The organism is Streptomyces sp. R35 (assembly GCF_041053035.1).
GTDB classification, from domain to species: Bacteria; Actinomycetota; Actinomycetes; order Streptomycetales; family Streptomycetaceae; genus Streptomyces; species Streptomyces lutosisoli.
Genome location: NZ_CP163440.1, coordinates 4,383,785 through 4,408,737, shown reverse-complemented (window position 1 = coordinate 4,408,737; position 24,953 = coordinate 4,383,785). Strand labels below are relative to the sequence as shown.

Below are 24,953 nucleotides of genomic sequence, written 5' to 3'. Positions count from 1 at the left end.
CCCCTTACTTCACTGCGCCGACGGCGATGCCGCGGGTGAGGGTCCGCTGGAAGACGAGGAAGAAGACGAGGGCGGGGAGGACTCCGAGAAGGGCGGCCGCGTTGGTCATCGTGGCGTCCATCAGGCGCTGGCCCTGGAGGACGCCGAGTGCCACCGACACCGTCTGGTTGTCGTTGGAGATCAGCATGACCAGGGGCAGCAGGAACTCGTTCCAGGTCCAGATGAAGAAGAAGACCAGGAGCACGCCGATCGTGGGGCGGCTGACGGGGACCACGATCCGCCACAGCACCTGCCACTTGTTCGCCCCGTCGATCCGGGCGGCCTCGATGATCTCGCGGGGGAACTGGCCGAGGACGGAGGACAGGAGATAGGTCCCGAAGGCCGCCTGGATGACGGTGAACACGATGATCACGCTGAGCCGGGTGTCGTAGAGGCCCGCCTGCTTGCTCAGGTAGTAGACCGGATAGACCAGCGCCTCCTGCGGCAGCATGTTCGCCAGGACGAAGAAGGCGAGCACCCAGGTGCGGCCCTTGATCCGGCCGATGCCGATCGCGTACGCGTTGAGGACGGAGAGGACGGCGGCGCCGATCGCCACCGAGCCGGAGATGAGGATCGAGTTGATGAGCTTCTGGCCGAAGTCCACGCGCTGCCAGAAGTCCTTCAGGCCGTCGAGGTAGAGGCCCTTGGGGAGGCTGAGCGGGCCGTGCGCGGAGTACTCGGCGGGGGACTTGACCGCGTTGATCGCGACGATGCCGAACGGCAGCACCATGAAAAGGGCCGCGATCACCAGGGCGAGGAGAACCGGATAACGACGCAGGGCGGTCATGTGCGGAGTCCTTCCTCGGCGTCCTCGGCGCGGGTCTGGAGCTTGAGGCCGATGAGGGCCAGAGCGAGGATGATCACGGTCAGCACGGTGGAGATCGCCGCGCCGTAGCCGACCTGCGTCTTCTCGAAGAAGGTGGTGAAGGAGAAGTAGGAGGGCACGTCGGTGGCACCGCCCGGGCCGCCCTTCGTGAGGACGTACACCGCTCCGAACACCTTCAGCGCGGCGATCGTGCACCACAGCAGGACGACGTAGATCTCGGGCCTGATCTGCGGCAGCGTGATGTGCCAGAAGCGCCGCCACCAGCCCGCGCCGTCCAGCTCAGCGGCCTCGTACAGCTGCGGATCGACTCGCTGGAGCCCCGCCATGAAGACGACGAGCGGGAAGCCGATCTGCACCCACACCATCACGCCCATGACGCTGTAGAGGGCGATGTCGGGGTCGCCGAGCCAGTCCTGCTGGAGCGATCCGAGGTGGACGGCCTTCAGCAGTTCGTTCAGGGAGCCGTTGTCGGGGGCGAGGATCCAGCTCCAGACGATGCCGGCGACGGCGATCGGCAGGACCTGGGGGAGGTAGAAGCAGGCACGGAGGACGGCGGCGGTCTTCGTCCCGAAGTGCTTGCCGACGAAGTCGAAGAGGGCGGCGGCCAGGACGAGTCCGAGGACCGTCGGTACGGCGGCCATGGCGAGGACCATGAAGAGGCTGTGCCGGAACGACGCCCAGAACTCGGAATCGTCCAGCAGCTCACGGTAGTTGGCGAGCCCGGACCACTTCGGGCTGCCGACGCCCTGCCAGTCGGTGAAGCTGACGCCGGTGTTCATCAGGAACGGGACGACGATCACCGTGAGGAAGGCGAGGAAGCCGGGGAGCAGGAAGAGGGCGTAGGAGTTGCGGGGGCGGCGCGGGTGCCTCACGTCGTGCTGTGTGTGGACCACCCGGCCGCCCCGCTCGACGGTGACCGTCATGTCTTCGGTGCGCCCTTGTCGTACGCCTTCTGCAACGCGCTCAGATAGGCGTCCGGCTTCTCGCTCCCGGTGATCAGCTTCTGTGTCTCCGAGACGAGGACGTCGTAGAAGCCGGCGACCGGCCAGTCGGGATAGAAGGCCAGACCGTCCTTCCCCGAAAGGGTGTTGAAGTTGGCGATGAGGGTCTTGGCCTGCGGGTCGGTGATGGCGGCGGGGTCGGCGGCCACCGGGACTCCGCCCTTGTTGCCGAGCAGGTTCTGGATCTTCTTCGACATGGTGATGTCGATGAAGTCGTAGGCGAGATCCTTGTTCTTGGCGCCCTTGGGGACGACCCAGATGTTGCCGCCGGAGCCGAGGGTGAGGCCCGTGTCCGGCCAGAGGAAGGTGCCCCAGTCGAACTTGTTCTCCGTCTTGAAGCGGCCGTACCACCAGCTGCCGGAGAACAGGATCGGGCTCTTGCCCTGGATGAAGGAGACGCCCGCGTCCTCGGCCTTCGTGCCGCTGGACTTCTTGCTGATGTAGCCCTTCTTCACCCAGTCGGCGAAGGTCTCGGCGGCATACGTCCAGGCGGCGTCGTGGAAGTCGGTCTTGCCCTTGTACAGCTCGTACGAGTCGACCCACGCGCGGTCGGCCTTCGACAGGGCCAGCTGGTAGAGGTACTGCTGGGCCATGTACTCGGCGCCGGCGTTCGCGAGCGGGGTGATGCCCTTGGCCACGAACGTGTCCATGGCGGCGGTGAGTTCGGCAAGGCTGGTGGGCTCGGCGATGCCGTACTTCTTGAAGAGGTCCTTGTTGTAGAACACCATCGTGTACTCGGCGTAGTTGGGCACGCCGTACCACTTGCCGGAGCCCATGACCCCGTTGGCGTCGTACTGGCTGATGGTCCGCACACCGCCGCTGATCTTCTTGTCCCAGCCGCGTTTGGTGGCTTCGGGGGTGAGATCGGTGAGGAGCCCCTGCTTGGAGAGGAGCCCGGCGGTCGCGTTGCCCTTGTTGTACTCCATGATGTCCGGCGCGTCACCGGAGTTGAGGACCATCGGGGCCGTCTTCTGGATCTGCTCGAAGCCCTTCTCCTCGAACTTCACCTTCACGCCCGGATGCGTCGCCTCGAACTCCTTGATGGCCTCCTTCCAGGCCGCGCCCATCGCGCTGTCCGGCCCTTCGTAGTGCCACAGTTTCAGCGTCTTGCCGTCCGAGGAACCACTGCCCGAGTCGCCGCATGAGGCCAGCAGCAGGGTGCCCACCAGGGCCACCGCAGCCGTCGCCACCACACGCCTTCGTGTCGTCGACATCCATTGCCTCCAGGGGAGTTGGATGGGTTTCGGGGCCGTCACGCAGCGTTCATCGAATCGTTTCGATGCGTGACGTCGAAGCGCTTCGACGGGGGAAGGTATGTGGGGGCTGTGAGCGCGTCAATGGGGTGCGTCGGAATTGGGGCGGGGGTTCGACGGGTCGGACGGCGGGGGCCCCATCGGAGAGCCCGCAATGGTCTGGACGATTAACTCTGCATGATCGAAGATCAGTTCGGGGAGACCGCTGGGGGCCCGGGCCGGATGATCAGCCGCTGAAGCGGCAGGGATGAGGAAGTCGATGTTTTCGATACCCGAGTCCGGGTGGTGGATGATCGCGGTCGTGGCGACGGGGTTCTTCATGATCGCCGTACCGGCGCCGGCCAGCGGGATGAAGTACCAGGACGATCCACGGCGCACGCCGGAGCGGCAGGCCAGGCAGAGAAAGTGGATGTTCTACCTCGGGGGTCCCGTGCTCTTCGCCGCCCTCCTGGGGGCGAACCTGCTCCGGCCCGGTCCGGCATCACCGATCCTGTTCATGTACAGCGTCGTGATCGTCTCCGTCCCGATCGCCGTCGCCCCGGTCCGCGGCCGGCTGATCAAGCAGTCCCTCGCCCAGCAGCAGAACCCTGGCACCAAGGTCAAGCTTGACCGGCTCACGGCGGTCTGGATCTACGGTTTCCTGTCCGTGGTGATGCTGGGGGTCGTGGTCGCGGTGATGGCGGCGACATACGGCAAGTGACACTGACGTACGGCAAGTGACACTAGAGACCCACGCGGTACCCCACACCCGGTGTGGTGGTGATGACCGGCGGGTCTCCGAGCTTGCGCCGCAGGCGGCCGATGGTGACCGTGACGGTGTTGGTGAACGGGGCGGCGTGCTCGTCCCAGACCTGCTCCAGCAGGTTCTCGGCGCTGAGGAAGGCGGGCGTGGCGCGCAGCGGTGCCTCCAGCACCCCGAATTCCTTGACCGACAGGTCGAGTTGGCGCCCGTCGCGGGTGACCGTGCGCCGCAGCGGATCGAGCTCCACGCCGGCCGCGCGCAGGATCCGGGCCCGCGCGGCGGGCTGGCGACGGGCCAGGGCGCGGATGCGCAGGACCGCGAGGAGGCAGACGGCGACGAAGAGCGCGAACGCCGCCTCCGGCACCAGCAGGGCCATGTCTCGCCTCAGCATTCCAGGTCCGGACAAGGCCATGTCTCGCCTCAGCATTCCAGGTACCAGTCGGCGGTGCCCGGGCCGAGGGACAGGACGAAGGCGGCGAGGAGGAGGCGGACGGTGACGAGGGTCCAGGCCAGCACGCGTGCCGGGCGCGTGCCGCGAGCCATCAGGAGCCAGGTCGCCGGAAGGGAGAACAGGACCACCCAGGCCGCGTAGAAACGGCCGTTCATGGTGGCCCGGTCGCAGTAGACGTGCCCGCTCGGCCGCCAGAGGAGGAGCGCGGTGGCGATGGCGAGGATCCCCTCAAGGCCGAGGGGGAGCGCTCTTCGGAGGGGCAGTCTTCGGAGCGGGAGCGAGGATGGGCTGATGTCCTTCACGTGCGCATGGTGTGGCACTTACCTGTGAAGGGGCGTGGGTTGAAGCGGCGTGGGCGGTGATGAGGGGCGTTGCCTGGTTCGGAGTGCGCGGTGATGAGGGGCGTTCCTTGGTCCGGCGTGCGTGCTCAGCGGCGTACGACCTGGCGCCGTACCGCCCGGCGCGCCGCGCCCGCCGCGGAGATCGCCAGTGCGAGTGCCGCCGCCGCGACCGGAACCCCGTACCCCGCCGTCGTCGACAGGTGCTCCACCACCCACCCGCCGGTCGCCGAGCCGCAGGCGATCCCACCGAGGATGCCGGTCACCGCGAGGGTCATGCCCTCGTTCAACCTGCCCTCGGGGGTGCGGTGTTGGACCAGGGTCATGCCGGTGACCATGGTCGGGGCGGTGGCCATCCCGGCGACGAGCAGGGCTCCCGCGAGGGCCAGGAGGGAGCCCGTCAGGGAGGCCGCGAGGAGCGGCAGGGTCATCAGCAGCGTCATGGCGGCGACGCACAGCGGGTATCGCCGTTCGGCGGGACCGGCCGGCTTCAGGGCGCCGTACAGCAGACCCGCGACGCATGAGCCCGCCGCCTGGAGGGCGAGGACGGCGCCCGCGGCCGACTTGTGACCCTGCGCGTCGGCGAACGCGATCGTGACGACCTCCATCGAGCCGAACACCGCGCCCATGGCGAGAAACCCGAGGAGGAGAGGGGGCATTCCGGTTGCGCGGGCAGGGGACTTGGACTTTTCCGACTGCTCCGAGTCCTCCGACTTCTTCGTACGTCGCTGGGGCGGCGGTTCCGTCGAACGCTGGGCGGCGAAGACCAGCACGCCGGTCATCATCAGGAGGTCCCCGACCAGCGTGCCCGCCTCCGGGAAGAAGGCCCCGCACAGGAAGGCCGCGAACACCGGGCCCAGCATGAAACACAGTTCGTCCGCGGCCTGTTCGAAGGAGTTCGCGGTGTGGATCGCCGCCGGGTCGCCCTTGAAGAGGTGGGCCCAGCGGGCGCGTGACATGCCACCCATGTTGGGCGTCGTGGCCGTGGCGGCGTACGCGGCGAAGAGCGTCCAGTCGGGCGCGCCGTAGTGCACACACAGCACCAGCGCGATGTCACCGAGCAGGGCGAACGCCGTGGCGGGCACGGCCGCACGGGCCTGCCCGTACCGGTCGACGAGACGCGCGGTCCAGGGGGCGACCAGCGCGGTCGCCGCCAGACCTGTCGCCGTGACGGCACCGGCGAGCGCGTACGAGCCCCGCGAACCGGCGATCATGATGACCGCACTCACGCTGAACATGCCCATGGGGAGCCGTGCGATGAGGTTGCCGAGGGTGAAGGCGCGGGCGCCGGGCTGGGCGAAGAGGCGGTGGTACGGGGTGCGGTGGCGGCGCCGGGTATCGGTGGTCGCCGTCTGGTTGTGCGGGCTGCGGTGCGTGCTCGCTTCGCGGTCGTGCGGGCGGAAGGCGGTGGCCACCAGGGTGTCGCCGGTGACGGTGAGGAAGGGCAGGGGGGATTGCCCCTGCTCGGAGGGCTGTTGCGGCATGGACCAACCCTCGCGCCGGGCGGGGCGGGTGGTCCAACACTTACTCCATGGTGATTGACGCACCTGGGTTGTAGATTCGCGCAATGCCTGGTCAACAGCGTCTCGAAGGCCACCGCGACAGTCGCCTCGACGGCCACATCGACCCCCGCCTCCTGCGCGCCTTCCTCGCCGTCGCCGACGAACTGCACTTCACGCGTGCCGCCGCCCGGCTGTACGTCGCTCAGCAGGCCCTGAGCCGGGACATCCGGCGGCTCGAACGGGATCTGGGGGCGGAGCTGTTCGTGCGGACCACCCGGCAGGTGGCGCTGACGGCGGACGGCGAGCGGCTGTTGCCGTACGCGCGGAGTGTGCTGGAGGCGCAGGAAGCGCTGCTGGCCGCGTTCGCGCGAGGCCCGCGCGAACAGCGGCCCCTGCTCGTCGACGTCAACTCCCCGGGGCTCATCTCCAGCCGCGTGCTGGAGCGCGCCCGCGAACTCGCCCCCGGCAGCGAGCTGATGGCCCGCTTCGAGAGCGGACTCACCGGCGCGGCGGGGGAGTTGCTCGCCGGGCGGCTGGACGCGTCGTTCGGGCGGTTCGCGGGGCTCGACCCGGTGGTGCGAGCCAGGCTGGAGCACCAGCCCGTACGGTACGAGCCGATGGCCGTCATCCTGCCCGAGGACCATCACCTCGCCGCCCTGGACGCGGTGCCGTTGGCCGCACTCGCCGGCGAGACCGTGTACGCGGGTGCGGGAAACCCCAGCACACTGGAGTGGACCGACCTGGCGCGTCGCCTTTTCGAGGGCCGGGGCATCGCGCTCGCGCCGCCCGCGCCGGTGGCCGTCGGTCCCGAGGAGTTCCGGCGGATCATGGCCAAGAAACGGAACCCCGTCCTCGCCGTGGTGGACTTTCCGGCCATGCCTGAAGCCGTGTTGAGGCCCCTTGTCGACCCCGTTCCCCTGTCACCCGTGTCACTGGTGTGGCGGAAGGGACTGGTGCACCCAGGGATCGATGCCCTTCGACGAGCCGCGGTCGAACTCGCCAACGAGGAAGGGTGGTTGCGACGCCCTGAGGAGGGGTGGATTCCGGCCACCGATTCACTCGTCATGGTGAGTCACAACTAACACTCGAGTACACGTGCCCTCCACCTGCGCTACATTCGTCGTCCGGGCGCAGCGTGATAAACGTGATAAAGGGGGGCGCTCGGATCGGGTGGGGGCCCGGTCTGGACGGCAAATGAGAAGTGCCCGGAGTCGTCGCGCACCCGAGAACTGTCCCGTGGGGGGATGTGCGTGCGCGTGAAAAACTGGCGGAAAGACGCCCAACCGGATCAACGAAAAGTTGATCAGCGAGGTGGGCGTGGAGCTGATCCGTCACCTTTACAAGGAGCCGATCCGCCAGCTTGGCAAGGAACCGATTCGGCAGCTTGGCAAGGAACCGATTCGCCGGCTTGGCGGGGATCTGATGCGTCGGCTCGGCGAGGCGCCGAGGAGTCGCGGAGAGGATCCGAAGAGTCCCGGAGGGGATCCGAAGAGTTACGGCGGGGGACTGAAGAACCCCGGCGAGGATCTGAAGGGCCGTCGCGGCGGGGAGTTGACGAGCCGGGGGGCGTCGTCTGGCCGGAGGCCGACCGTAGAACGGCGTCCTGGCATCGGGCCGGGCGGAGCTCCGGGCGTGACCCCGGGCGTGACCCCGGGCGTGACCCCGGGCGTGACCCCGGGCGTGACCCCGGGCATGGGCCAGAGCGTGGCCCCGAGTGTGACCCACGCCAGGAGCCGGAGTCCGAGTCCTTAGGCCAGGCTTTCGGCTTGGGCCAGGCTTCCGGCGCGAGCCGCGGTTACGGTACGGCCTCCCAGGCGAACGACACCTCCGGTGCGGAGCGCCCGCACCGCGGCCACCTGGGCGAACAGCCTTCCTGGGAGCGCCCGGACGACCCCGGCCACACTCACGATCCGAACGAGGTGACGGTCCAACTCGACGGTGCGGGACGTCAGTTGGGCGACCGGCTGGTCCAGCAGGCCAGGGGTGCCCCGGGCGCCCAGGAGGGCGGCTCGGACGGACCGGTGTTCGTCGACGAGTCGGGCCGCCGCAGCCGTAGATTCCGGCGGCTCGGCATCCTTGTAGGCATCGCCTGCGCGGTCTACGCCGTCGTCATCGTCGCCACGCTGCTGTCGGGCAACTCCAACGCGCCCTGGCTTCCGGTGCCGGGACAGCAGGACGATCAGCCGGCCGGCAAGGTCGACTCGTCGCCGCTGCCCGCCGAGCCGGTGTCCCCGTCCGGTACGGGCCGCGCCTCGCCGGGTGCGAGCGCGACGGGCGGGGACGGTACGACGCGATCGCCGGGCGTGAGTACGACGCCGGATGCCTCGGGCAGTTCCGCCACTCCGGGGAAGTCCACGGCCCCCGAGCCCTCGGCGTCCGCCACGACCAAGCCGAACCCGGGCACCAGCACCACCAAGGACCCGGCCCCGGGCCCCGACCCGACCGACCCGGTGGTCAACCCGCCGGACCCCAGCCCGTCCGACAGCGGTGTCACCACGGCCGACCCCTCGGGGAGCCCGGTCACGGACGGATCCGGCTCCGGAAACGTCGCGGACGGCGCGGCATCGCTGGTCGAGCAGGCCTCGCTGGAGCCCGAGCGGCCGATCACCACCGGCTCCTCGTCCTCTTCCTCGGACGCCTCTTCCTCGAACGCCTCTTCTTCGGACTCGTCTTCCGCGGGCTCTGCCACCTCGGGCTCTTCCTCCTCGTACCTGGAGAGCATCCTCTGATGGCATCCCGCACCAGCCGTCACGGACCTGCACCCGCACCGAGTGCGCGGCGCCGCGAGGTCCCCCATGCCGCCCGGCGCCGCCGCGTGCCCATGCGCTTCCTGCTGCCCTCGCTCATCCTCGTCGCGCTGATGGCGATGCTGATGCTGCGCGGCTACGTACACAGCGAGATCCTCGCCGACCACCGCATCCAGCCCGAGGCGGCCACCGACAAGGTGCCGGAGAAGATCCTCGAGGGCGGCCCGGTCATCGACACCCGCAGCGGCCGCACGACCAGCCTGAACGTGCCCGACCACCGCCTGGTCCTCACCTTCGACGACGGCCCGGACCCCCGGTGGACGCCCAAGGTGCTCGACGTACTGCGCGAGCACCACGCCCACGCCGTCTTCTTCGTCACCGGCACCATGGCCTCGCGCTACCCGGAGCTGGTGCACCGCATGGTGGCGGAGGGCCACGAGGTCGGCCTGCACACCTTCAATCACCCCGATCTCTCCTACCAGTCCAAGAAGCGCATCGACTGGGAGCTGTCCCAGAGCCAGTTGGCGCTCGCGGGCGCGGCCGGCATCCGTACGTCTCTCTTCCGCCCTCCGTACTCGTCCTTCGCGGACGCCATGGACAACAAGTCCTGGCCGGTGACGGAGTACATCGGTACGCGCGGCTACATCACCGTCGTCAACAACACCGACAGCGAGGACTGGCAGAAGCCCGGCGTCGACGAGATCATCCGCCGTGCCACGCCCAAGGGCGGCAAGGGCGCGATCGTCCTGATGCACGACTCCGGCGGCGACCGCCACCAGACGGTGCAGGCGCTCGACACGTTCGTGCCCCAACTCCAGCACCAGGGCTACGAGTTCCAGAACCTCACCGAGGCGCTTCGCGCGCCCAGCGCACACACCGAGGTCACCGGCCTCGACCTGTGGAAGGGCAAGGCCTGGATCTACCTGGTGCAGGCCTCGGACGGGATCACCGACGCCCTGGTCGTGGGCATCGCGGTGACCGGCGTCCTCGTCTTCACCCGCTTCGGCCTGATGCTCCTGCTCTCCGCCGCACACGCCCGCCGGGTCCGCAAGCCGGACTTCCGCTGGGGCCCGGCCCCGATCACCGGACCGGTGTCGGTGCTGGTCCCCGCGTACAACGAAGCGAAGTGCATTGAGAACACCGTCCGCTCCCTGATGGCGAGCGAACACCCCATCGAGGTCATCGTCATCGACGACGGTTCGAGCGACGGCACGTCCCGCATCGTCGAAGACCTGCGCCTGCCGAACGTACGCGTCGTACGCCAGCACAACGCGGGCAAGCCCGCGGCCCTCAACCGGGGCCTGGCGAACGCCCGTTACAACATCATCGTGATGATGGACGGCGACACCGTCTTCGAACCGGCGACGGTACGAGAGCTGGTCCAGCCCTTCGCCGACCCGTCGGTCGGCGCGGTCGCGGGCAACGCGAAGGTCGGCAACCGCGACTCCCTCATCGGCGCCTGGCAGCACATCGAGTACGTGATGGGCTTCAACCTGGACCGCCGTATGTACGACATCCTGCGCTGCATGCCGACGATCCCGGGCGCGGTAGGGGCTTTTAGGAGGTCCGCTCTCGAACGCGTCGGCGGCATGAGCGACGACACGCTCGCCGAGGACACGGACATCACGATGGCCATGCACCGCGACGGCTGGCGTGTCGTCTACGCCGAGAAGGCGCGGGCCTGGACGGAAGCCCCGGAGACGGTCCAGCAACTCTGGTCCCAGCGCTACCGCTGGTCGTACGGCACGATGCAGGCGATCTGGAAGCACCGGCGCGCGCTGGTCGAGCGCGGCCCGTCGGGCCGCTTCGGCAGGGTGGGCCTGCCGTTGGTGTCACTGTTCATGGTCCTGGCACCGCTACTGGCCCCGCTGATCGACGTATTCCTCCTCTACGGAGTGGCCTTCGGCCCGACCCAGAAGACGATCACCGCCTGGCTGGGCGTGCTGGCCATCCAGGCGGTGTGCGCGGCGTACGCCTTCCGTCTGGACAGAGAACGCATGACACACCTGATATCCCTCCCCCTCCAACAAATCCTCTACCGGCAGTTGATGTACGTGGTTCTGCTCCAGTCCTGGATCACCGCCCTCACCGGAGGCCGCCTGCGCTGGCAGAAACTGCGGCGCACGGGCGTGGTGGAGGCACCGGGCTCGATCCCGCGGCAGCGGGCGGAACGCGGTGGAAAGGATCGGAGGCCGGTGGGATGACGACGCACGAGTACGCGGCGGGGGCGACGCCGACGCCGCCGCTGGGAGCACCGAGGGCAGTAGCTGAGCCGGCGGCCGATCAGAAGCCGGAGGGCCGGAAGCCGGGCGGCGGCCGTGACCGCTACTTGGACCTCCTCCGTTCGATAGCCCTGGTCCGAGTGGTCGTGTACCACCTGTTCGGCTGGGCATGGCTGACGGTCGTCTTCCCCTCCATGGGGGTGATGTTCGCGCTGGCGGGCTCGCTGATGGCACGCTCGCTGAGCCGCCCGGCGTGGGGCGTGATCAGGGGCCGCGTCCGCCGATTGCTGCCCCCTCTGTGGGCGTTCAGCGTGGTGGCCCTGGCGCTGATGTTCGCGGGCGGCTGGAATCCGGTGAAGGACCCGGACCACGGCGGCACCTGGGGCGTGGTGGACCTCATCAACTACATCATCCCGATCGGCGCGCCCCCCTTTCCCTGGCACATAGGCTCCAAGTCTGGCCTGCTGGAGGACACTTGGGCGGTGCAGGCAGCGGGCCCGCTGTGGTACCTGCGGGCGTACCTATGGTTCGTGGTGGCGTCCCCGCTGCTGCTGTGGGCGTTCCGCAAGGTGCCGTGGGCCACGCTTCTGGCCCCCCTCGCCCTGACAGCCGTCTTCGGCACCGGCCTGGTCACCATCCCCGGCGAAACGGGCAACGCCGTCTCGGACTTCGCGGTCTTCGGCGGCTGCTGGGTCCTGGGCTTCGCCCATCACGAGGGCGTACTGGCGAAGGTCCCCCGCTACGTGGCCGTCTCTTGCTCGGCCCTCCTGATGGCCTTCGGCCTGTGGTGGGCGTCGGGCCACCTGGGCCCCGACGGCTGGGACCTGAACGACATCCCCCTGGCCCAGGCCGCCTGGTCCTTCGGCTTCGTCGTCATCCTGCTCCAGTACAGCCCGTCCTGGCAGGAGCTACCGGGCCGCCTGGCCCGCTGGGACAAGCTGGTCACCCTCTCCAACAACCGCGCCGTCACGATCTACCTCTGGCACAACATGCTCATCATGGCCACGGTTCCGATCATCGACCAGGCGTACAACTTGCCGTTCATGCAGAGCGATCGGGCGGTGGGGGTGCTGGACTCGTCGTACATGGTGTGGATGTTCTTGCTGGTGTGGCCGCTGATTGGGCTGACGATCGTTGCGTTTGGATGGATCGAGGACATCGCGGCGAAGAGGGGGCCGAGGCTTTGGCCCAACGGGGTGCGGGGGAAGGGCACGAGCACAGGCAAGGGGAAGGGCACGGGCAAGACGCAGGGCCGGGGGCGCGCTCGTGATGGGCGGGCGGGAGCGGGGGCTCACCGAGGGCGGGGCTGAGGAAGCCTGAAGGTAGGGCGTCGTTGGCCTTTGCGGTGGCCAATGCGGTGACGCATCCCACCCTCCAATATCACTCAATCGAAGGTTCCAGACCTTGATTTGGGCAGGCTCTATGGTGCTATGCCCGACTTACACCACCCCTTGACGTAATTCGCTCTGGTGTCGTCACACGGGCCCCCGATAGCGTATTGCTGCCCTCCCGAACCCCACGCCGCACAGGAGCCTGCCTTGAACCGCCGTCCCCGCCTGCTTGCTACAGCCGCCGTCGGTGCGACGGCGGCACTGCTTCTGACCGGGTGTGGTGGGGGAGGCGGTGGATCGAAGGGGAACGACAAGATCGCTGGGGCGGATACGGGGGGTGAGACTTCGGCTTCGCCGAGCGCGAGTGCGACGGAATCCGCGGAGCGGCCGAAGATTGAGCTGCCGTCGGATCTCACGTACACCTTCGAGTGGCCGAAGACGGGTGACGAAAGCAAGGACGCCGTCCTGAGTGACAGCGAGCAGTTCATCAAGGCTGTAGACATGGCCATCGCCGAGCAGGACCCGCTTCACAAGGCGTACCGCTTCTACTCCGAAGGCACGGCGGCGGCTGGGAGTCAGAAGTTCATCCAGGAGTTCGTGGACTACAAGGACCGCATCACCGGCGCAAAGCGGTACTACAACGCCAACGTGAAGATCAATACTGATGGAACAGCGGGCTTTGTCTACTGCGAGGACCAGAACAAGGCCTACAACAAGAGCTTGAAGACCGGCAAGACCGAGGTGACTCCGAAGTCGAAGGACAACTACGTCCTCTACAACAGCCGACTCCGGGTCAACAAGCAGGGCGTCTGGATCACCGAGAAGCTGACATCGCAGCGGGGGAGCACCGCATGCCAGTCCTGAAGTACAGGAAGACCGGAGTAGTTGCCTTCGCTGCTTCCGCGGCCCTACTCCTGTGCTCGACTCAAGCGTTCGCAGGATATGGCCATGGCGGCAGCACCAACGGCTCGGATACCAGCGCATCCGGTAAATCCGACGGTAACGGCGGCGTGTCTGCGACAGCTGGAGCCGTTGTCTTCGACCTCTCCAAGAACGGCTCAGGCGAGTCGGCAGGCCCGGTGACGTCCACCACCACATGGACCCCGCCCGCGTGCTACTACGCCCCCAAGTACACACCGGCCCAGCTGCAGAAGTACCTGGAGCCCATCTGGGAGGCCGGGTCGACGGGCCCCCAGTGGGACCTGGAGCAGCGCAAGAAGTACGTGGACGGCGATCCGTACAAGGACTTCAACAAGGCCAAGGCGGGCAAGGGCTATTGGTGGGACTCCTACGTCACCAAGGGCCGCGAAGGTGACCCGGGCGCGCTCGATTGCGACGAGTCCATCTTCTGGGTGGACACGGGCGACGCCCCGCCGGCGAACATCCCGGAGGCGATCACGCCCAAGATGCTGGCCCAACTCGCGTACGCCGAGATACGCGTCCCATCGACAAAGGTGGACCTCGCCCCGGCTGGCACCACCAAGGTGAACCTCCCGACGTGGGCCTGGCTGGACACGGCAAAGTTCAAGCCGGTGTCCGTCACCGCACGGGTGCCCCTGCTCGACGTCTACGCGACAACCACCGCGGAACCGGTCTCCCTGAAGATCGAGCCGGGCACGGACGACGCCACGACATACCCGGCATCCGGCGTCTGCGAGTTCAACAACGGCCAAATCGGCGAGGCGTACGCCAAGGGCAAGTCGGACGAAACCCCGCCCTGCGGCGTCAAGTACCTGCGCTCGTCGGGCGATGGCTCGTACAAGCTCAAGGCGACCATCACCTGGAAGATCCACTGGACGGGCACCGGTGTGACCGAGGCGCAGAACCTGCCGGAGGGCACGTTTGGGGCCACCCAGGACGTCGTCGTCCAGGAAATCCAGTCCGTCAACCGCTGACCGTGGCCACGATCCGTGTCCGGTAAGTGCCCCCCTAAAGAGGGGAGCACTCCACCGGACGCCACGAAAGATCGCCGACGTCGTTCCTCTCCATGGTGCAGGTGCATCGGGAGAGGGGAAGGGGAACATGGCGGAACGGCTGGCCGTGGACGGCGACGAGCTGGCGCACTTCATGAAGCTGCTCAGGAAGTCGACCGACTCGCTGAAGGGGCTGCGCAAGGCGCTGGAGGACGCGACTGTCACGGGCCTGGGTACCGATGATCTCGACACCGCCTGCGAGGACTTCCAGGACGACTGGAAGTACGGCACCGACCAGATCGGTGAGCAGACCGAAGATCTCGCCAAGATCATCGGAAAGAGCAGAGACAGCTACCGCGAGGTGGACAAGGCGCTGGAGGAGGCCCTGAAGAAGTCCAGGGCCGGCAGGGGCAAGAGCGGGGCTTCGAAGTGACCTACCCGCCCGGCGATTCTGGCGCGGCCCTCGACCCGCAGTCCCGAGCGGACCGCAACAAGCCACAAGGCCTCAAGTCCGCCCCGCACATCCCGAACCCCGACTACCCACACCTCGGCTTCAACCCGGTGCCGGGGAGCACCGAGACCGTAAGTGGCTTACGCAAGAAACTCTCAGGCTGCGCGAAGGTTCTCGAAGAGACGCACGGCCTTGTCACCAAGTTGATGGACGGCAGCTACTGGGAGGGCGACGCGGCGGTTGCCTTCCGCGAGCAACTCGACGGCGGCCCCCTGCCCCTGAACCTGAAGAACGCCGCGCACTCCATCCGCAAGGCAGCCAAGCAACTCGACCGCTGGGAAGGTGAACTCGACGACTTCCAGCGCCGTGCGAAGCGACTCGAAGAGGACGCGAAGGAAGCGCAGGCCGCCGTGGACCGGGCAAAGGGCCACGCCAGCACAGCGGGCGCCAGCCCCGACCTGGACAAGAACACGAAGGGCGCCAAGCACGACGAGGCGCAGAGGGCCCTGACCAAGGCAAACACGGCGGTGGACGACGCCGAGGACGCGCTCGAGAAGATCCGGAGCAAGGCCCGCAAGCTTGCCGACGAGCATGAGCATCAAGCCCGGCACCGGGCAGGCAAGATCCGCGACGCCACGAAGAAGCTGGTGCCACACGAGCCGGGTTGGTTCGACTCGGCACTCGACTGGCTCGACGAGAACCTGCCGGACATCCTCAGCACTGCGGCGGCCGTCATCGGGCTTGTGGCCCTGTTCGTCGTGTCGGGCGGGACGGCAGCCGCCGTACTGCTGCTTGCCGCTGCCGCGTTGAGCGCGACGTCGCTGACCTGGCGGATCGCCAGGGACCCCACAGTTTGGGCGTCGCTGAAGGATGGCCTTACCAAAGGCGAGCTCGACACAGATTTCTGGAGCAATTTCGTCACTGTGGGAGGCGATGCTCTTGGCATGGTGCCGGGCATCGGAGCCGTGGGGAAGGGTGCCGCGGCGGCCATGCGGGCGACTGGCGAGGCGGGGGAGGCCATCACGATCGGCCAACGAGTGGCTCGATTCGGAAGCAGCACCATGGAGCATGCGAAGGCCATTTCCGAGCTGGACAACGCCCTGCTCGGCTTTACGATTCGGGGCGCTCGGGCGGCCCAGGTCACCAGAGCAGTCGAGGTCACCTCAGCCTCGGTCGGTGTGGCCACCGCGGGCTTCGGCCTGGTCATGACCGCTGTGGACACCGATGACGACGGGATCAAGGACGGCTCCGTGGCAAGTATCGACGGAGCACGGCTCGGCCTGGACGTCGGTGGGACCTTCGATGTCGCCCGTCACGTCTTCTGAGTCCCGAACAGAGAGAGTTCATTGCATGCAACCCAGCGAATACCCCACGGCTTGGGACCATCCTGCGACCCGACGGGCCTGGATCCAGCACATGATCGTGATCATCCTGCGGCTGGTGGGCTGGATCGCCGTTTGGGTCGGCCTACTGGCTTTATTGGTGGGGTTTCTGTCTCCTGGCTTCACCCCTCTCTTCGTCCCTTTGCTGGGCTACGCAACCTTCCGCGCCGTACTCCAGCTCCCCTACTTCCGTTCCTCCATCTACATCCAGCGTGTCCTCTGGCAATACCCCTGGCAGCTCCTAACCGACGTCCCCCACGGCCGGAACAAGCACCCCCAGGTCCAAGAGGACGAGATGTGGTTCGAGTTCCCCAACCCGGAGAAGCCCGAGGAGCAAATCCCCCTGCTGTTCCTCGCGAACATGCGCACCTTCTGGTGGATGCGGCGCTTCGGCACTGCCCGCACCAAACCGGAGCTGAAAGCACAGATCGAGCCGCTCTGGTTCGCCGGCGACCCCCGCTTCATCGCCGTCGTTGCCGCCACCAGCCGCCGTGGCAGCGCCCCCAGACGGCTGCACCTCCTCTACCAGCGCACGGCCACAGGCCGCCGGGGTATCGAACCGACGGCCTGGAACGCGAGCCCCGCCGCCCTTGAGCGCGCCCGCCGGGCTGGAGCCCACGTGCCCGACTCGGCGCCCTCGCAACCGCACCCGTACTGACCGCACCGGACAGGACCCCATGACCACGGCCCCCCACTTCGTTGTCGCCGACTCAGCCAGGGACCCGGACGCCGACATCTGGTTCGCAGAGCCGGAAGGCTTCACCCCCATCCCCCTCGGGGCCCTGCTGACCCCGCCCGGCTCTCCGGACGCCGACCATCTTCGAGCCGTGCTCGCGCCGTTTCTCGACGCGGCGCCCGACGAGAAGGCGCGCCAGGAGTTCATTGCCCAAATGGCACGGGGGAGGCAATTGCTGGGTGCTCTGAGCGAGGTCGGCACCGTCCACTGCTCAATCGGCCTGCATCGCGACGACATCGACGACGCGGGCAACGCCAGCGGTCAGCCCCTGCTCTCCCTCTTCACCCTCTCCTGGCGAGACACGGCCGTGGCTGCCCGTTCCGTCACGGCTGCCCGTGCCGTGTCCGCCGCTGAGGGCCACACCCACGTCGAGTACTTCGAACTGGCCTGCGGGCCCGCCACGTTCAGCGAGACCGTACGTACTCCCGCAACTGAGAGCGGCCTCCGCCAGTGGCCACTTCTCCAGATCCACGCCCATCTGCCGCACCCGGACTGCACGCGCCTGGTCGTTCTCACCCTGAGCACGACGGCCGTGGCCCGCCGCGAGCAGTACCGTGCGATCCTCCGGCAAATCGCCGGAACGGTGGGCTTCGACAATCCGCTGGAACCCGGTATGGGCGAGGTGCGTTGACCGTGGAAGCTGGTGGAAAGGGGGCCACCGGCGGAGGGGACAGTACGAAGTGCTGGGATGATCTGCCTGGCGCACCATGGTGGGCCTTGTCCTCAGGCTCCTCGTCGTACCTGGGGACGGCTGGCCTCGGCGTCACTCTCGCCGTAGTTCCTTGGGCGAAGGGGTTCGTCCACGTACACGACCGACTCTTCACGTTCCGCGCCGCAGCGAACCGCCGGGGCGTCGCCTCGTGAGGCTACCTTCGGGCGTTTGGCAACTTTGTGCCAGCGGGGGGTGTGAAGCGGCCTGTTGATTCGGTGACCGGGGCGTCACGGGGTGGCACAAATCTGCCAATTAGTCAGGCGCTGCGTATGAGCGGGTGAGTCTTGAGGCTTCTTATCAGCTCGTGGAGGCCGGCGCGGGTCGTAGCGAGGACGGCGTCAGGTTCGTCGCTTTCGCGGAGGCGGATGGTTCCGTCAGAGACGCCGGCGACGTACACACAGTTCGAGCCGTCTCCGCTGTACGTGGACTTCTGCCAATGGATGGTGTGCACAGTTGGTCTCTCTCACGTGTCCTGGATGAGGCGGTGAATGAAGTCGCGTGACGTGGCTGGGCTGAGGGCACACGACTCCATGCGGTCCAGCACGGAACGGTACTTACTCAACTGTGCTTCCGCGTCGAGGAATTCACAGGCGCCGTGGTGTGAGTCCAACTGGACCGTGTCGAGCTGTGGGACAGGGCCCTCGACGTAGTCGAACGACTGGCCCGTGGTCGGGAAGCCGTCTGTGCCGAAGGGGACGATTCTGACCGTGACATGGGGCAGTTCGCTCATGTCGATCAGGTGCTTGAGCTGGTCGCGGGCGACGAGAGGTCCGCCGAAGCCCATACGCAAAGCCGTCTCGTGGACGATCGCCGAGTATGGGGGAGGGCTCTCCTGGTGCAGGATGCCCTGTCGCTTGATGCGGTGCGTGAGGCGGTGCTCGATCTCGTACTGCCGCATGGGCGGGGCCACTTGCCGGAAGAGAGCGCGTGCGTGGTCCGTGGTCTGCAGCAGGGCTGGGATGTGGACGATGACCGCCGCGCGCAGCCCGGCGGCGTGGTGCTCGAGTTCGGCGAGGTCGATCAGTGCGGCGGGCAGGTGCTCGCGGTACGGCTCCCACCAGCCACGAGTCCGACGTCCTGTCATCGCGGCCAGAACGTCGACGAGGTGATCGTCCGAGCAGTCGTACACGTTGGCCATGGAGCGGACCCGGTCGGCGCTGACGGGTGTGCGGCCTGTCTCGATCATGCTGACGCGCGCCTGGTTGACGCCGAGCAGCTCGGCGGCGGCGGTGGCCGTGAGCCCGGCCCGTTCACGGAGCTTGCGAAGCTCGGAGCCGAATCTCCGCTGCCGCAGCGTCGGATTGCTGGTGGGCGGCAAAGTGCTTCCTTCCTGGCCGCGACGCGGCGTCCCTCTCCCTCACGCGAGTGAAGACTGGATTCTTCCAGCGCAAAAGGTTAGAGCCATCTAACCATCTGCTCTACGGTAGCCACATGTCGCTCAACTGCCCACGCCCATAAGCCGGAAGCGCACCAACCCAGGCATTGCCGCCGCAGGGCACCGACGTTGAGCGAGCCCAAGTCCCCTTCCTCCCTGGAGGTGTTCATGGTCACCGTAGCCCTGCCCGATACCTGGGTGTACGCACTCCGCCTGCCCCATGACCCCCGAGCCGCACGCGTCGCACGTATGACCGTGCGGGCCGCGCTCGATGGGCACGGCATGCATGAAGTTCTCGACGTGATCGAGCTGTTGACGTCTGAGCTGGTCGCCAACGCCTATCAGTACGCGAAGGGCCCCGCCTCCCTACGGCTGACAGCGCTCGGCGGCGGACGGCTGCGGGTGAGCGTGTGGGACGCGAACCCGTACATCCCGGCGCCCTTCGACGAGCTACCCGGCACCAAGCCGCGCCCGGCCCCGGTGGACGCAGTCAGTGGGCGCGGGCTGCTCCTCGTGCAGGCGTGGGCGGACTCGTGGGGTGGGGACGTGCTCGGGCCGGGTGCGGGAAAGCTGCTCTGGTTCGAGATCGGGGGACTCGGCCACGGAGGTCGGGCGGCGTGAGCACGGGCGAGCGGCGAGCCCTCAGTGCATAGGACGGCGATCTTTACTCCCCCTTGGTGCCCGCCATACCGACCCAATAGCCCCCCTCACTACGGTCGTTGGGTTGGCATGTGCACAGAGTGAGCTACGGGGGCTGGACCGCATGTCGGACCTGAAGAAGGAAGCGGAGTCGCTGGACAAAGCGGCCACCGCGTTGCGCAAGGTGTCGCATCACACCAGTAAGCCGTTGCACGAGTTCAAGGCGGAGTCGGACGACCTGGGGGCACTCGGCAAGCTGGGGTCCCTGCTGAACGCGACGGACGACATACGCGACGGCATGCACAAGCTCGCCAAACTCACGCACGCCCTCGACGAGGAGTGGCAGGCCGAGGCGAAGCTGATGGGCGAAGTCTCGGACGCCTTCGACCTCTTGGACGTACTTCTGGCCGCTGCGGCTCGCGGCAAGAAGGGCTGAGCCGCTCGTGGTCAGTCTCAACCCGCTGCACTACATCAACAAGTACAACCACATGTTCGGCGACACCCTGGCCAGTCAGCTGGAGTTCCTGGGGATCACGGATCCGGCGGTGGATCCGGACGGGGTGCGTGAGATCGCCAAGAAGTGGCGGGCTCTGGCCACCGGGCTGGAGGATGCCAGCGGCGACGCCGAGCGGGCGCTGGCGGGCCTGGTGTGGGAGGGCAAGACCGCCAAGGCCTTCCACAAGCGGGCCAAGGAGACCCGTAAGCACGCCACCGACATGGCGCACGCCCTGCGAAAGGGCGCGAAGGCGCTGGACAAGTTCGCCGACCAGGCGCACGAGTTGATCTCCGAGATCGGCGTGATGCTGGAGGAGATCGAGGAGTTCGAGCTGGCGGGCCTGGCGCTGGACGTTCTCACCGGCGGGGCTTCCACCGTGGTGGCCACTCTGATGTCTACTGAACGCGCATTGAAGGTCGTCGCGCTGGTCGGCCGGATCGAGGAGGAGGGCACTGCCCTGGGCTCCGTGATCCGCGGGCTGCTGGAGGTCATCCGCGGCCTGGAGCGGGCGCTGAAGGCGCTCAAAGACATCAAGGCGGTCGCTGCGGTCGGCAAAATGGCTAAGGATGGCATGGAGTTCTCCGCCTTTGCCACCGCGCTGGAGGACCCGGGCGCCTTCAAGGACCCGAGCAGACTGGCTGGACTGCTCACCGAAGGTGCCCTGATGGGGATTGGCGGAGGACTGCTTGGCAAGGGGCTGAAGCGGCTCAAGCCCAGTGACCTTTCCGCACTGGCCAAGTCGTTGGGCCTGGGAGGATCCGACCTCTCCAAGCTCAAACTGGAGCCCGCCGAGGGCGACAAACTCGCGGCCGAGATCCGCGCGGCAGAGAAGGAACTGAAGCTCGACCCCATCGACGTAGCCACTGGCGACATGCTGCTTCCGCAGACCGATGTCCAGCTACCCGGTGCTCTGCCGCTGCTCCTGGAGCGCACCCACATTTCGTCGTACCGGTGGGGCGGTTGGTTCGGCCCCTCCTGGGCTTCCACCCTCGATCAGCGGCTGCAAGCCACCGACGACAGCATTACCTATGCCACCGCGGACGGCGCCCGGCTCACCTACCCGCTCCTGGAATCCGGAGCCGGGGAGCCCGTCCACGCCGGTACGAACAAGGCGCTCCCTATGAGCTGGGATACGGAGACGGACGGCGCGGTTCGGGTGAGCGATCCAGCATCCGGCGTCGCGTACTTGTTCCACACACCGCAGCCCATCGACGATGGTGAGGCCGTTGATCTCCCTCTACAGGCGATCGTGGACGGCAACGGGCAGCGCATCATCATCAGGTACGCCGACGATGGCACCCCAACGGAGATAGTTCACCCCGGGGGGTACCGTATTGCCCTGGATCGTCATCCCACCTTGCCCCGTATTTCGGCCCTGCGCCTGCTCGACAACGAGCACCCGGACGGTCGCGGAACGACCCTCGTGTCGTATGGATACAGCGAAGAGGGCCACCTCACAGAGGTTCTGAATTCCTCCGGCCTGCCTACGCGGTTCACCTACGACGAGGCGGGCCGGATCACCTCCTGGACCGACCGCAACGGATCCGCCTACCACTACATCTATGACGAACGCGGCCGCGTTGTCCGCACCGACGGCAGTGGCGGATTCCTAGCAGGGACCCTCAGTTACGACGACGCAACCCGCACGACGACGGTCACCAACTCCCTCGGCCACACGACCCGCTACGAGCACAGCCGGTCGTACCGCCTGATTCGTGAAACCAGTCCACTCGGTCACACCAGGCATCAGGAGTGGAACGCGGAGCATCAACTGATTGCCGTCACGGACGAGCAGGGCAACACCACACGTTGCAGCTACGACGATCACGGGCGAGTGCTGTCCGTCGTGGGGCCGAACGGGACCGAGACACGGTGTGCGTACAACGAATCCGGTTTGCCCGCAGTGCTGACGGGACCGGGTGGGGCCACATGGCGTCAGGAATACGACGAGCGCGGCAACCGCACCGCAGTCTCGGATCCCGCAGGAGTCACAACCTACTTCACCTATAACTCGTCAGGACACCGGACATCCGTCACTGACCCATTGGGCAACACCACGCATCTACGTTGCTCCTCTGCGGGACTTCCCTACGAGGTCATCGACCCGCTCGGCGCAGTGACCCGGTACGAGCGGGATACTTTCGGGCGCACCTCCGCCATCACGGACGCACTCGGGAACGTCACACGGTTCGAGTGGACGGTAGAAGGCAAACTCGCGCGTCGTACATCACCCGACGGCAGCAGGGAGTCGTGGGAGTACGACGGCGAGGGCAACTGCGTCACGCACATGGACTCCGGCGGTGGAGTCACGCACTTCGAATACACCCACTTCGATCTCGTTGCGGTCCGTACCGATCCCGACGGCACGCGCTACGAGTTCACTCACGACACCGACCTGCACCTCATAAGGGTTACCAATCCGCAGAATCGTTCCTGGAATTATGAGTACGACCCAGCCGGCCGCATCAGGTCCGAGAAGGACTTCGACGGCCGCATCCTCAGCTACACCTACAGCCCCGCCGGGCACCTCACTTCACGCACCAACGCCATGGGACAGGTCACACGCTACGAGCATGATGTGCTCGGCCGGACCCTTCGCAAGGACGCTGACGGTGCGGTCACCACCTTCGAGTACGACAGCACCGGACTGCTCATCCAAGCGGCCAACTCCCACGCGACGCTGACACTGGAATACGATGCCGCGGGCCGTGTGGTCGCTGAATCGGTCAACGGTCGAACCAGCACGTACACATACGACGTCGCTGGGCGTCGAACGAGCCGCACGACGCCCAGCGGGTTCACCAGCTGTTGGAACTATGACGCCGCGGGCCGTCCCACGACTCTGCTCAACGGTGCGGGACGCACTTTGGCCTTTGAGTACGACACGGCGGGACGCGAATTGGCCTGCCGCATAGGCGAGATCGCCAGGATGGCGAACACCTTTGATGAACAGGGGCGCTTGACCGGTCAATCGGTTCTCGCCACTGGCGGATCCACCGTCCAGCACCGGAGATACAGCTATCGGGGCGACGGCAGTCTGGTGGGTATCGACGACCAGTTGAACGGCCCCCGCCGGTTTGACGTCGACATCGCGGGCCGCATCACCGCCAGCCACGCCCGGGGGTGGAGTGAACGCTACGTCTACGATGAGCTGGGCAATCAGACCGATGCAGACTGGCCCTCCATACATCCCGGCCATGAGGCCATAGGCGGCCGCGCCTACCAGGGGACACAGATCACCCGAGCGGGAAGTGTTCGTTACGAGCACGACGCCCAGGGCCGTATCACCCTGCGTCAGAAATCCCGTCTGTCCCGCACGCCAGACACCTGGGGTTATGGATGGGATGCCGAGGACCACCTCGTGTCGGTCAGGACGCCGGACGGCATTTCCTGGCGTTATCTCTACGATCCGTTCGGCCGCCGTATCGCCAAGCAGCGCCTCGCCTCTGATGGCACGACCGTCGCGGAACAGACCGACTTCGCGTGGGACGGCACCACCCTTTGCGAACAGACTACTCAATCGGCCGAGTTGACTTCGCCAGTTACTGTGACGTGGGACCACAATGGTGTGCGGCCCATTGCTCAAACCGAACGTATCATCACCACGGATACACCCCAGGTCGAGATTGACTCGCGTTTCTTCGCGATCGTCACCGACTTGGTGGGCACGCCCACCGAACTGCTTGGTGAGGACGGGGACTTCGCCTGGCGTGCTAGGAGCAGTCTGTGGGGTATCACCACGTGGTCTTCCCGGAGCACCACTTATACCCCTCTGAGGTTTCCGGGCCAATACTACGATCCCGAATCAGGTCTCCACTACAACTATTTCCGGCACTATGACCCCGAGACTGCCCGATACCTCAGCCAGGATCCGCTCGGCCTGGCTCCTGCAGGCAACCCGCGTACCTATGTTGTCAATCCTTACACGTGGATCGACGAACTCGGCCTCGCGCCAGGGACATGCCCGCTCACGGGTCAGCAGATCGATCCAAAGGGCTATACATCACTATTCGAAATGGAACTCGACAGGGCGGACTTCGGAAAGAGCCGCAAGGTTCATTTCAGTAGGGCAAACACGGCACTCGATGACGCGATCAAAGCAGATCCCGAACTGGGTGCTTATCTGGAGCAGTTCTCGCCAGGGATTGCCGGCCAAGTAAGTTCAAAGGGCGGGAGGAAGGTGCCGGTCGGGCACACCTGGCAGCATGAGCCGGCGGCCAACGCCGGCGGTCGCCAGGGAGTCATGCGGCTGGTCCCTACCTATCAGCACACTCCTGGTACGCCTTGGTGGGATGTTCTGCATCCCGGATATTCCGGAGGGTATGCTGAATGGGGGATTCCGAATGGCGCTCCCCCTAACCGTGTCCGCAGGAGGTAGCTCGATGTCCTACTGGATGAACGACGTCATGGGTGCATCCATTGATGAGCCAAATGAGACGCAGATTCGCGAAATTGTCTCCAGCCTGCAAACCTTGGCAGATGATGAGCACCCCGATGTTTCTTTGGAGCACGAATCCGGCTGGGGTCTCAGCATTTACGTGGATGGCACCTTGCTGTGGGAAAATGTCGAAGACTCGTCGATCCCTCCTCGCGAAATTACCCTTGATTCGTGGGATGAAGTCATCGAGGTCCTTCTGAAGCTTTCGCGAGGGGATATCGATGCGGTCAATCAACTTGACTGGCAGGAGTGAGCGCACAACTGATCGCGAAGCCTTCCGATCCCAGGTCGTCGATGTACTTTGGGGCAGGGCAGGGCAGGGCAGGGCAGGGCAGGGCAGGGGCATTGGGTATCAATGC

Annotated in this window: 22 protein-coding genes and 1 pseudogene; 15 read left to right on the top strand and 8 right to left on the bottom strand. The window is 66.6% G+C overall.

What is annotated here, in order from left to right:
- Positions 1–4: 4 nt before the first annotated feature.
- The 3 genes from AB5J50_RS20215 to AB5J50_RS20205 are packed head-to-tail and all read right to left on the bottom strand — an operon-like array spanning position 5 to position 3,080.
- Positions 5–826, bottom strand: a complete 822-nt coding sequence (locus tag AB5J50_RS20215) for a carbohydrate ABC transporter permease (protein WP_327429138.1) — start codon at positions 824–826, stop codon at positions 5–7.
- Positions 823–1,788: a carbohydrate ABC transporter permease gene (locus AB5J50_RS20210; protein WP_369259854.1), complete on the bottom strand. Its 966-nt coding sequence runs from the start codon at positions 1,786–1,788 to the stop codon at positions 823–825. The genes AB5J50_RS20215 and AB5J50_RS20210 overlap by 4 nt, the downstream gene beginning before the upstream one ends.
- Positions 1,785–3,080 carry an ABC transporter substrate-binding protein gene (locus tag AB5J50_RS20205; RefSeq protein WP_369259853.1) on the bottom strand — a complete coding sequence of 432 codons (1,296 nt, stop codon included), beginning with the start codon at positions 3,078–3,080 and terminating at the stop codon, positions 1,785–1,787. Before AB5J50_RS20205 ends, AB5J50_RS20210 begins: the two co-directional genes overlap by 4 nt.
- 298 nt (positions 3,081–3,378) lie before the next feature.
- Between AB5J50_RS20205 and AB5J50_RS20200 the strand changes: the two genes are divergently transcribed.
- Complete coding sequence (locus AB5J50_RS20200; RefSeq protein WP_369259852.1) at positions 3,379–3,819, top strand: hypothetical protein; 441 nt, start codon at positions 3,379–3,381, stop codon at positions 3,817–3,819.
- A gap of 22 nt (positions 3,820–3,841) precedes the next feature.
- Here the strand turns inward: AB5J50_RS20200 and AB5J50_RS20195 are convergent.
- The 3 genes and pseudogenes from AB5J50_RS20195 to AB5J50_RS20185 form a co-directional block, all read right to left on the bottom strand.
- Positions 3,842–4,177: pseudogene (locus AB5J50_RS20195) on the bottom strand (winged helix-turn-helix domain-containing protein); the annotation flags it as partial.
- 104 nt (positions 4,178–4,281) lie between these two features.
- Positions 4,282–4,614 carry a hypothetical protein gene (locus AB5J50_RS20190; protein ID WP_369259851.1) on the bottom strand — a complete coding sequence of 111 codons (333 nt, stop codon included), beginning with the start codon at positions 4,612–4,614 and terminating at the stop codon, positions 4,282–4,284.
- Between the two features lie 125 nt (positions 4,615–4,739).
- Positions 4,740–6,134 (bottom strand): MFS transporter, encoded by a 1,395-nt coding sequence (locus AB5J50_RS20185; RefSeq protein WP_369259850.1) that lies wholly within the window; start codon positions 6,132–6,134, stop codon positions 4,740–4,742.
- An 83-nt stretch (positions 6,135–6,217) separates the two neighbouring features.
- Here AB5J50_RS20185 and AB5J50_RS20180 point away from each other — a divergent pair, with 83 nt between their 5' ends.
- The 10 genes from AB5J50_RS20180 to AB5J50_RS20135 all read left to right on the top strand — a co-directional run bounded on the left by AB5J50_RS20180 (position 6,218) and on the right by AB5J50_RS20135 (position 17,565).
- A complete protein-coding gene (locus AB5J50_RS20180) occupies positions 6,218–7,234 on the top strand; it encodes a LysR family transcriptional regulator (protein ID WP_369259849.1) in 1,017 nt (338 codons plus the stop codon).
- A 684-nt stretch (positions 7,235–7,918) separates the two neighbouring features.
- Complete coding sequence (locus tag AB5J50_RS20175) at positions 7,919–8,881, top strand: hypothetical protein (protein ID WP_369259848.1); 963 nt, start codon at positions 7,919–7,921, stop codon at positions 8,879–8,881.
- Complete coding sequence (locus tag AB5J50_RS20170; RefSeq protein WP_369259847.1) at positions 8,881–11,103, top strand: glycosyltransferase; 2,223 nt, start codon at positions 8,881–8,883, stop codon at positions 11,101–11,103. Before AB5J50_RS20175 ends, AB5J50_RS20170 begins: the two co-directional genes overlap by 1 nt.
- The gene (locus tag AB5J50_RS20165) at positions 11,100–12,431 is read left to right on the top strand and encodes an acyltransferase (protein ID WP_369259846.1); all 1,332 of its coding nucleotides are present in this window, start codon (positions 11,100–11,102) and stop codon (positions 12,429–12,431) included. Before AB5J50_RS20170 ends, AB5J50_RS20165 begins: the two co-directional genes overlap by 4 nt.
- A gap of 228 nt (positions 12,432–12,659) precedes the next feature.
- On the top strand, positions 12,660–13,316 hold the full coding sequence (locus AB5J50_RS20160; RefSeq protein WP_369259845.1) for a hypothetical protein: 657 nt from the start codon (positions 12,660–12,662) through the stop codon (positions 13,314–13,316).
- Positions 13,304–14,347, top strand: coding sequence for a hypothetical protein (locus AB5J50_RS20155; protein WP_369259844.1), 1,044 nt, complete (start codon positions 13,304–13,306; stop codon positions 14,345–14,347). The genes AB5J50_RS20160 and AB5J50_RS20155 overlap by 13 nt, the downstream gene beginning before the upstream one ends.
- A gap of 127 nt (positions 14,348–14,474) precedes the next feature.
- A complete protein-coding gene (locus tag AB5J50_RS20150; RefSeq protein WP_369259843.1) occupies positions 14,475–14,798 on the top strand; it encodes a hypothetical protein in 324 nt (107 codons plus the stop codon).
- A complete protein-coding gene (locus AB5J50_RS20145; protein ID WP_369259842.1) occupies positions 14,795–16,141 on the top strand; it encodes a putative T7SS-secreted protein in 1,347 nt (448 codons plus the stop codon). Before AB5J50_RS20150 ends, AB5J50_RS20145 begins: the two co-directional genes overlap by 4 nt.
- Before the next feature lie 91 nt (positions 16,142–16,232).
- Positions 16,233–16,856, top strand: coding sequence for a hypothetical protein (locus tag AB5J50_RS20140; protein WP_369259841.1), 624 nt, complete (start codon positions 16,233–16,235; stop codon positions 16,854–16,856).
- A 19-nt stretch (positions 16,857–16,875) separates the two neighbouring features.
- Positions 16,876–17,565: a hypothetical protein gene (locus tag AB5J50_RS20135; protein WP_369259840.1), complete on the top strand. Its 690-nt coding sequence runs from the start codon at positions 16,876–16,878 to the stop codon at positions 17,563–17,565.
- A 337-nt stretch (positions 17,566–17,902) separates the two neighbouring features.
- On the opposite strand, the gene AB5J50_RS20130 is transcribed toward AB5J50_RS20135, so the two are convergent.
- Both AB5J50_RS20130 and AB5J50_RS20125 read right to left on the bottom strand, forming a co-directional pair.
- On the bottom strand, positions 17,903–18,097 hold the full coding sequence (locus AB5J50_RS20130) for a DUF397 domain-containing protein (protein WP_369259839.1): 195 nt from the start codon (positions 18,095–18,097) through the stop codon (positions 17,903–17,905).
- A gap of 12 nt (positions 18,098–18,109) precedes the next feature.
- Positions 18,110–18,964, bottom strand: coding sequence for a helix-turn-helix transcriptional regulator (locus AB5J50_RS20125; RefSeq protein WP_369259838.1), 855 nt, complete (start codon positions 18,962–18,964; stop codon positions 18,110–18,112).
- Positions 18,965–19,189: 225 nt separating this feature from the next.
- On the opposite strand from AB5J50_RS20125, the gene AB5J50_RS20120 reads away from it, so the two are divergent.
- The 4 genes from AB5J50_RS20120 to AB5J50_RS20105 all read left to right on the top strand — a co-directional run bounded on the left by AB5J50_RS20120 (position 19,190) and on the right by AB5J50_RS20105 (position 24,847).
- On the top strand, positions 19,190–19,642 hold the full coding sequence (locus AB5J50_RS20120) for an ATP-binding protein (protein WP_369259837.1): 453 nt from the start codon (positions 19,190–19,192) through the stop codon (positions 19,640–19,642).
- Between the two features lie 142 nt (positions 19,643–19,784).
- Positions 19,785–20,096, top strand: coding sequence for a hypothetical protein (locus AB5J50_RS20115; RefSeq protein ID WP_369259836.1), 312 nt, complete (start codon positions 19,785–19,787; stop codon positions 20,094–20,096).
- 7 nt (positions 20,097–20,103) lie between these two features.
- Positions 20,104–24,534, top strand: coding sequence for a DUF6531 domain-containing protein (locus AB5J50_RS20110; RefSeq protein WP_369259835.1), 4,431 nt, complete (start codon positions 20,104–20,106; stop codon positions 24,532–24,534).
- A gap of 4 nt (positions 24,535–24,538) precedes the next feature.
- The gene (locus AB5J50_RS20105) at positions 24,539–24,847 is read left to right on the top strand and encodes a hypothetical protein (protein WP_369259834.1); all 309 of its coding nucleotides are present in this window, start codon (positions 24,539–24,541) and stop codon (positions 24,845–24,847) included.
- Positions 24,848–24,953 lie beyond the last annotated feature (106 nt).

Excerpts from the sequence above, each read along its gene's own strand:
- AB5J50_RS20205 (WP_369259853.1), bottom strand. The coding sequence starts at position 3,080 with ATGTCGACGACACGAAGGCGTGTGGTGGCGACGGCTGCGGTGGCCCTG.
- AB5J50_RS20170 (WP_369259847.1), top strand. The coding sequence starts at position 8,881 with ATGGCATCCCGCACCAGCCGTCACGGACCTGCACCCGCACCGAGTGCG.
- AB5J50_RS20180 (WP_369259849.1), top strand. The coding sequence starts at position 6,218 with ATGCCTGGTCAACAGCGTCTCGAAGGCCACCGCGACAGTCGCCTCGAC.
- AB5J50_RS20185 (WP_369259850.1), bottom strand. The coding sequence starts at position 6,134 with ATGCCGCAACAGCCCTCCGAGCAGGGGCAATCCCCCCTGCCCTTCCTC.
- AB5J50_RS20155 (WP_369259844.1), top strand. The coding sequence starts at position 13,304 with ATGCCAGTCCTGAAGTACAGGAAGACCGGAGTAGTTGCCTTCGCTGCT.
- AB5J50_RS20215 (WP_327429138.1), bottom strand. The coding sequence starts at position 826 with ATGACCGCCCTGCGTCGTTATCCGGTTCTCCTCGCCCTGGTGATCGCG.
- AB5J50_RS20165 (WP_369259846.1), top strand. The coding sequence starts at position 11,100 with ATGACGACGCACGAGTACGCGGCGGGGGCGACGCCGACGCCGCCGCTG.
- AB5J50_RS20150 (WP_369259843.1), top strand. The coding sequence starts at position 14,475 with ATGGCGGAACGGCTGGCCGTGGACGGCGACGAGCTGGCGCACTTCATG.
- AB5J50_RS20120 (WP_369259837.1), top strand. The coding sequence starts at position 19,190 with ATGGTCACCGTAGCCCTGCCCGATACCTGGGTGTACGCACTCCGCCTG.
- AB5J50_RS20135 (WP_369259840.1), top strand. The coding sequence starts at position 16,876 with ATGACCACGGCCCCCCACTTCGTTGTCGCCGACTCAGCCAGGGACCCG.
- AB5J50_RS20115 (WP_369259836.1), top strand. The coding sequence starts at position 19,785 with ATGTCGGACCTGAAGAAGGAAGCGGAGTCGCTGGACAAAGCGGCCACC.
- AB5J50_RS20200 (WP_369259852.1), top strand. The coding sequence starts at position 3,379 with ATGTTTTCGATACCCGAGTCCGGGTGGTGGATGATCGCGGTCGTGGCG.
- AB5J50_RS20140 (WP_369259841.1), top strand. The coding sequence starts at position 16,233 with ATGATCGTGATCATCCTGCGGCTGGTGGGCTGGATCGCCGTTTGGGTC.
- AB5J50_RS20210 (WP_369259854.1), bottom strand. The coding sequence starts at position 1,788 with ATGACGGTCACCGTCGAGCGGGGCGGCCGGGTGGTCCACACACAGCAC.
- AB5J50_RS20105 (WP_369259834.1), top strand. The coding sequence starts at position 24,539 with ATGTCCTACTGGATGAACGACGTCATGGGTGCATCCATTGATGAGCCA.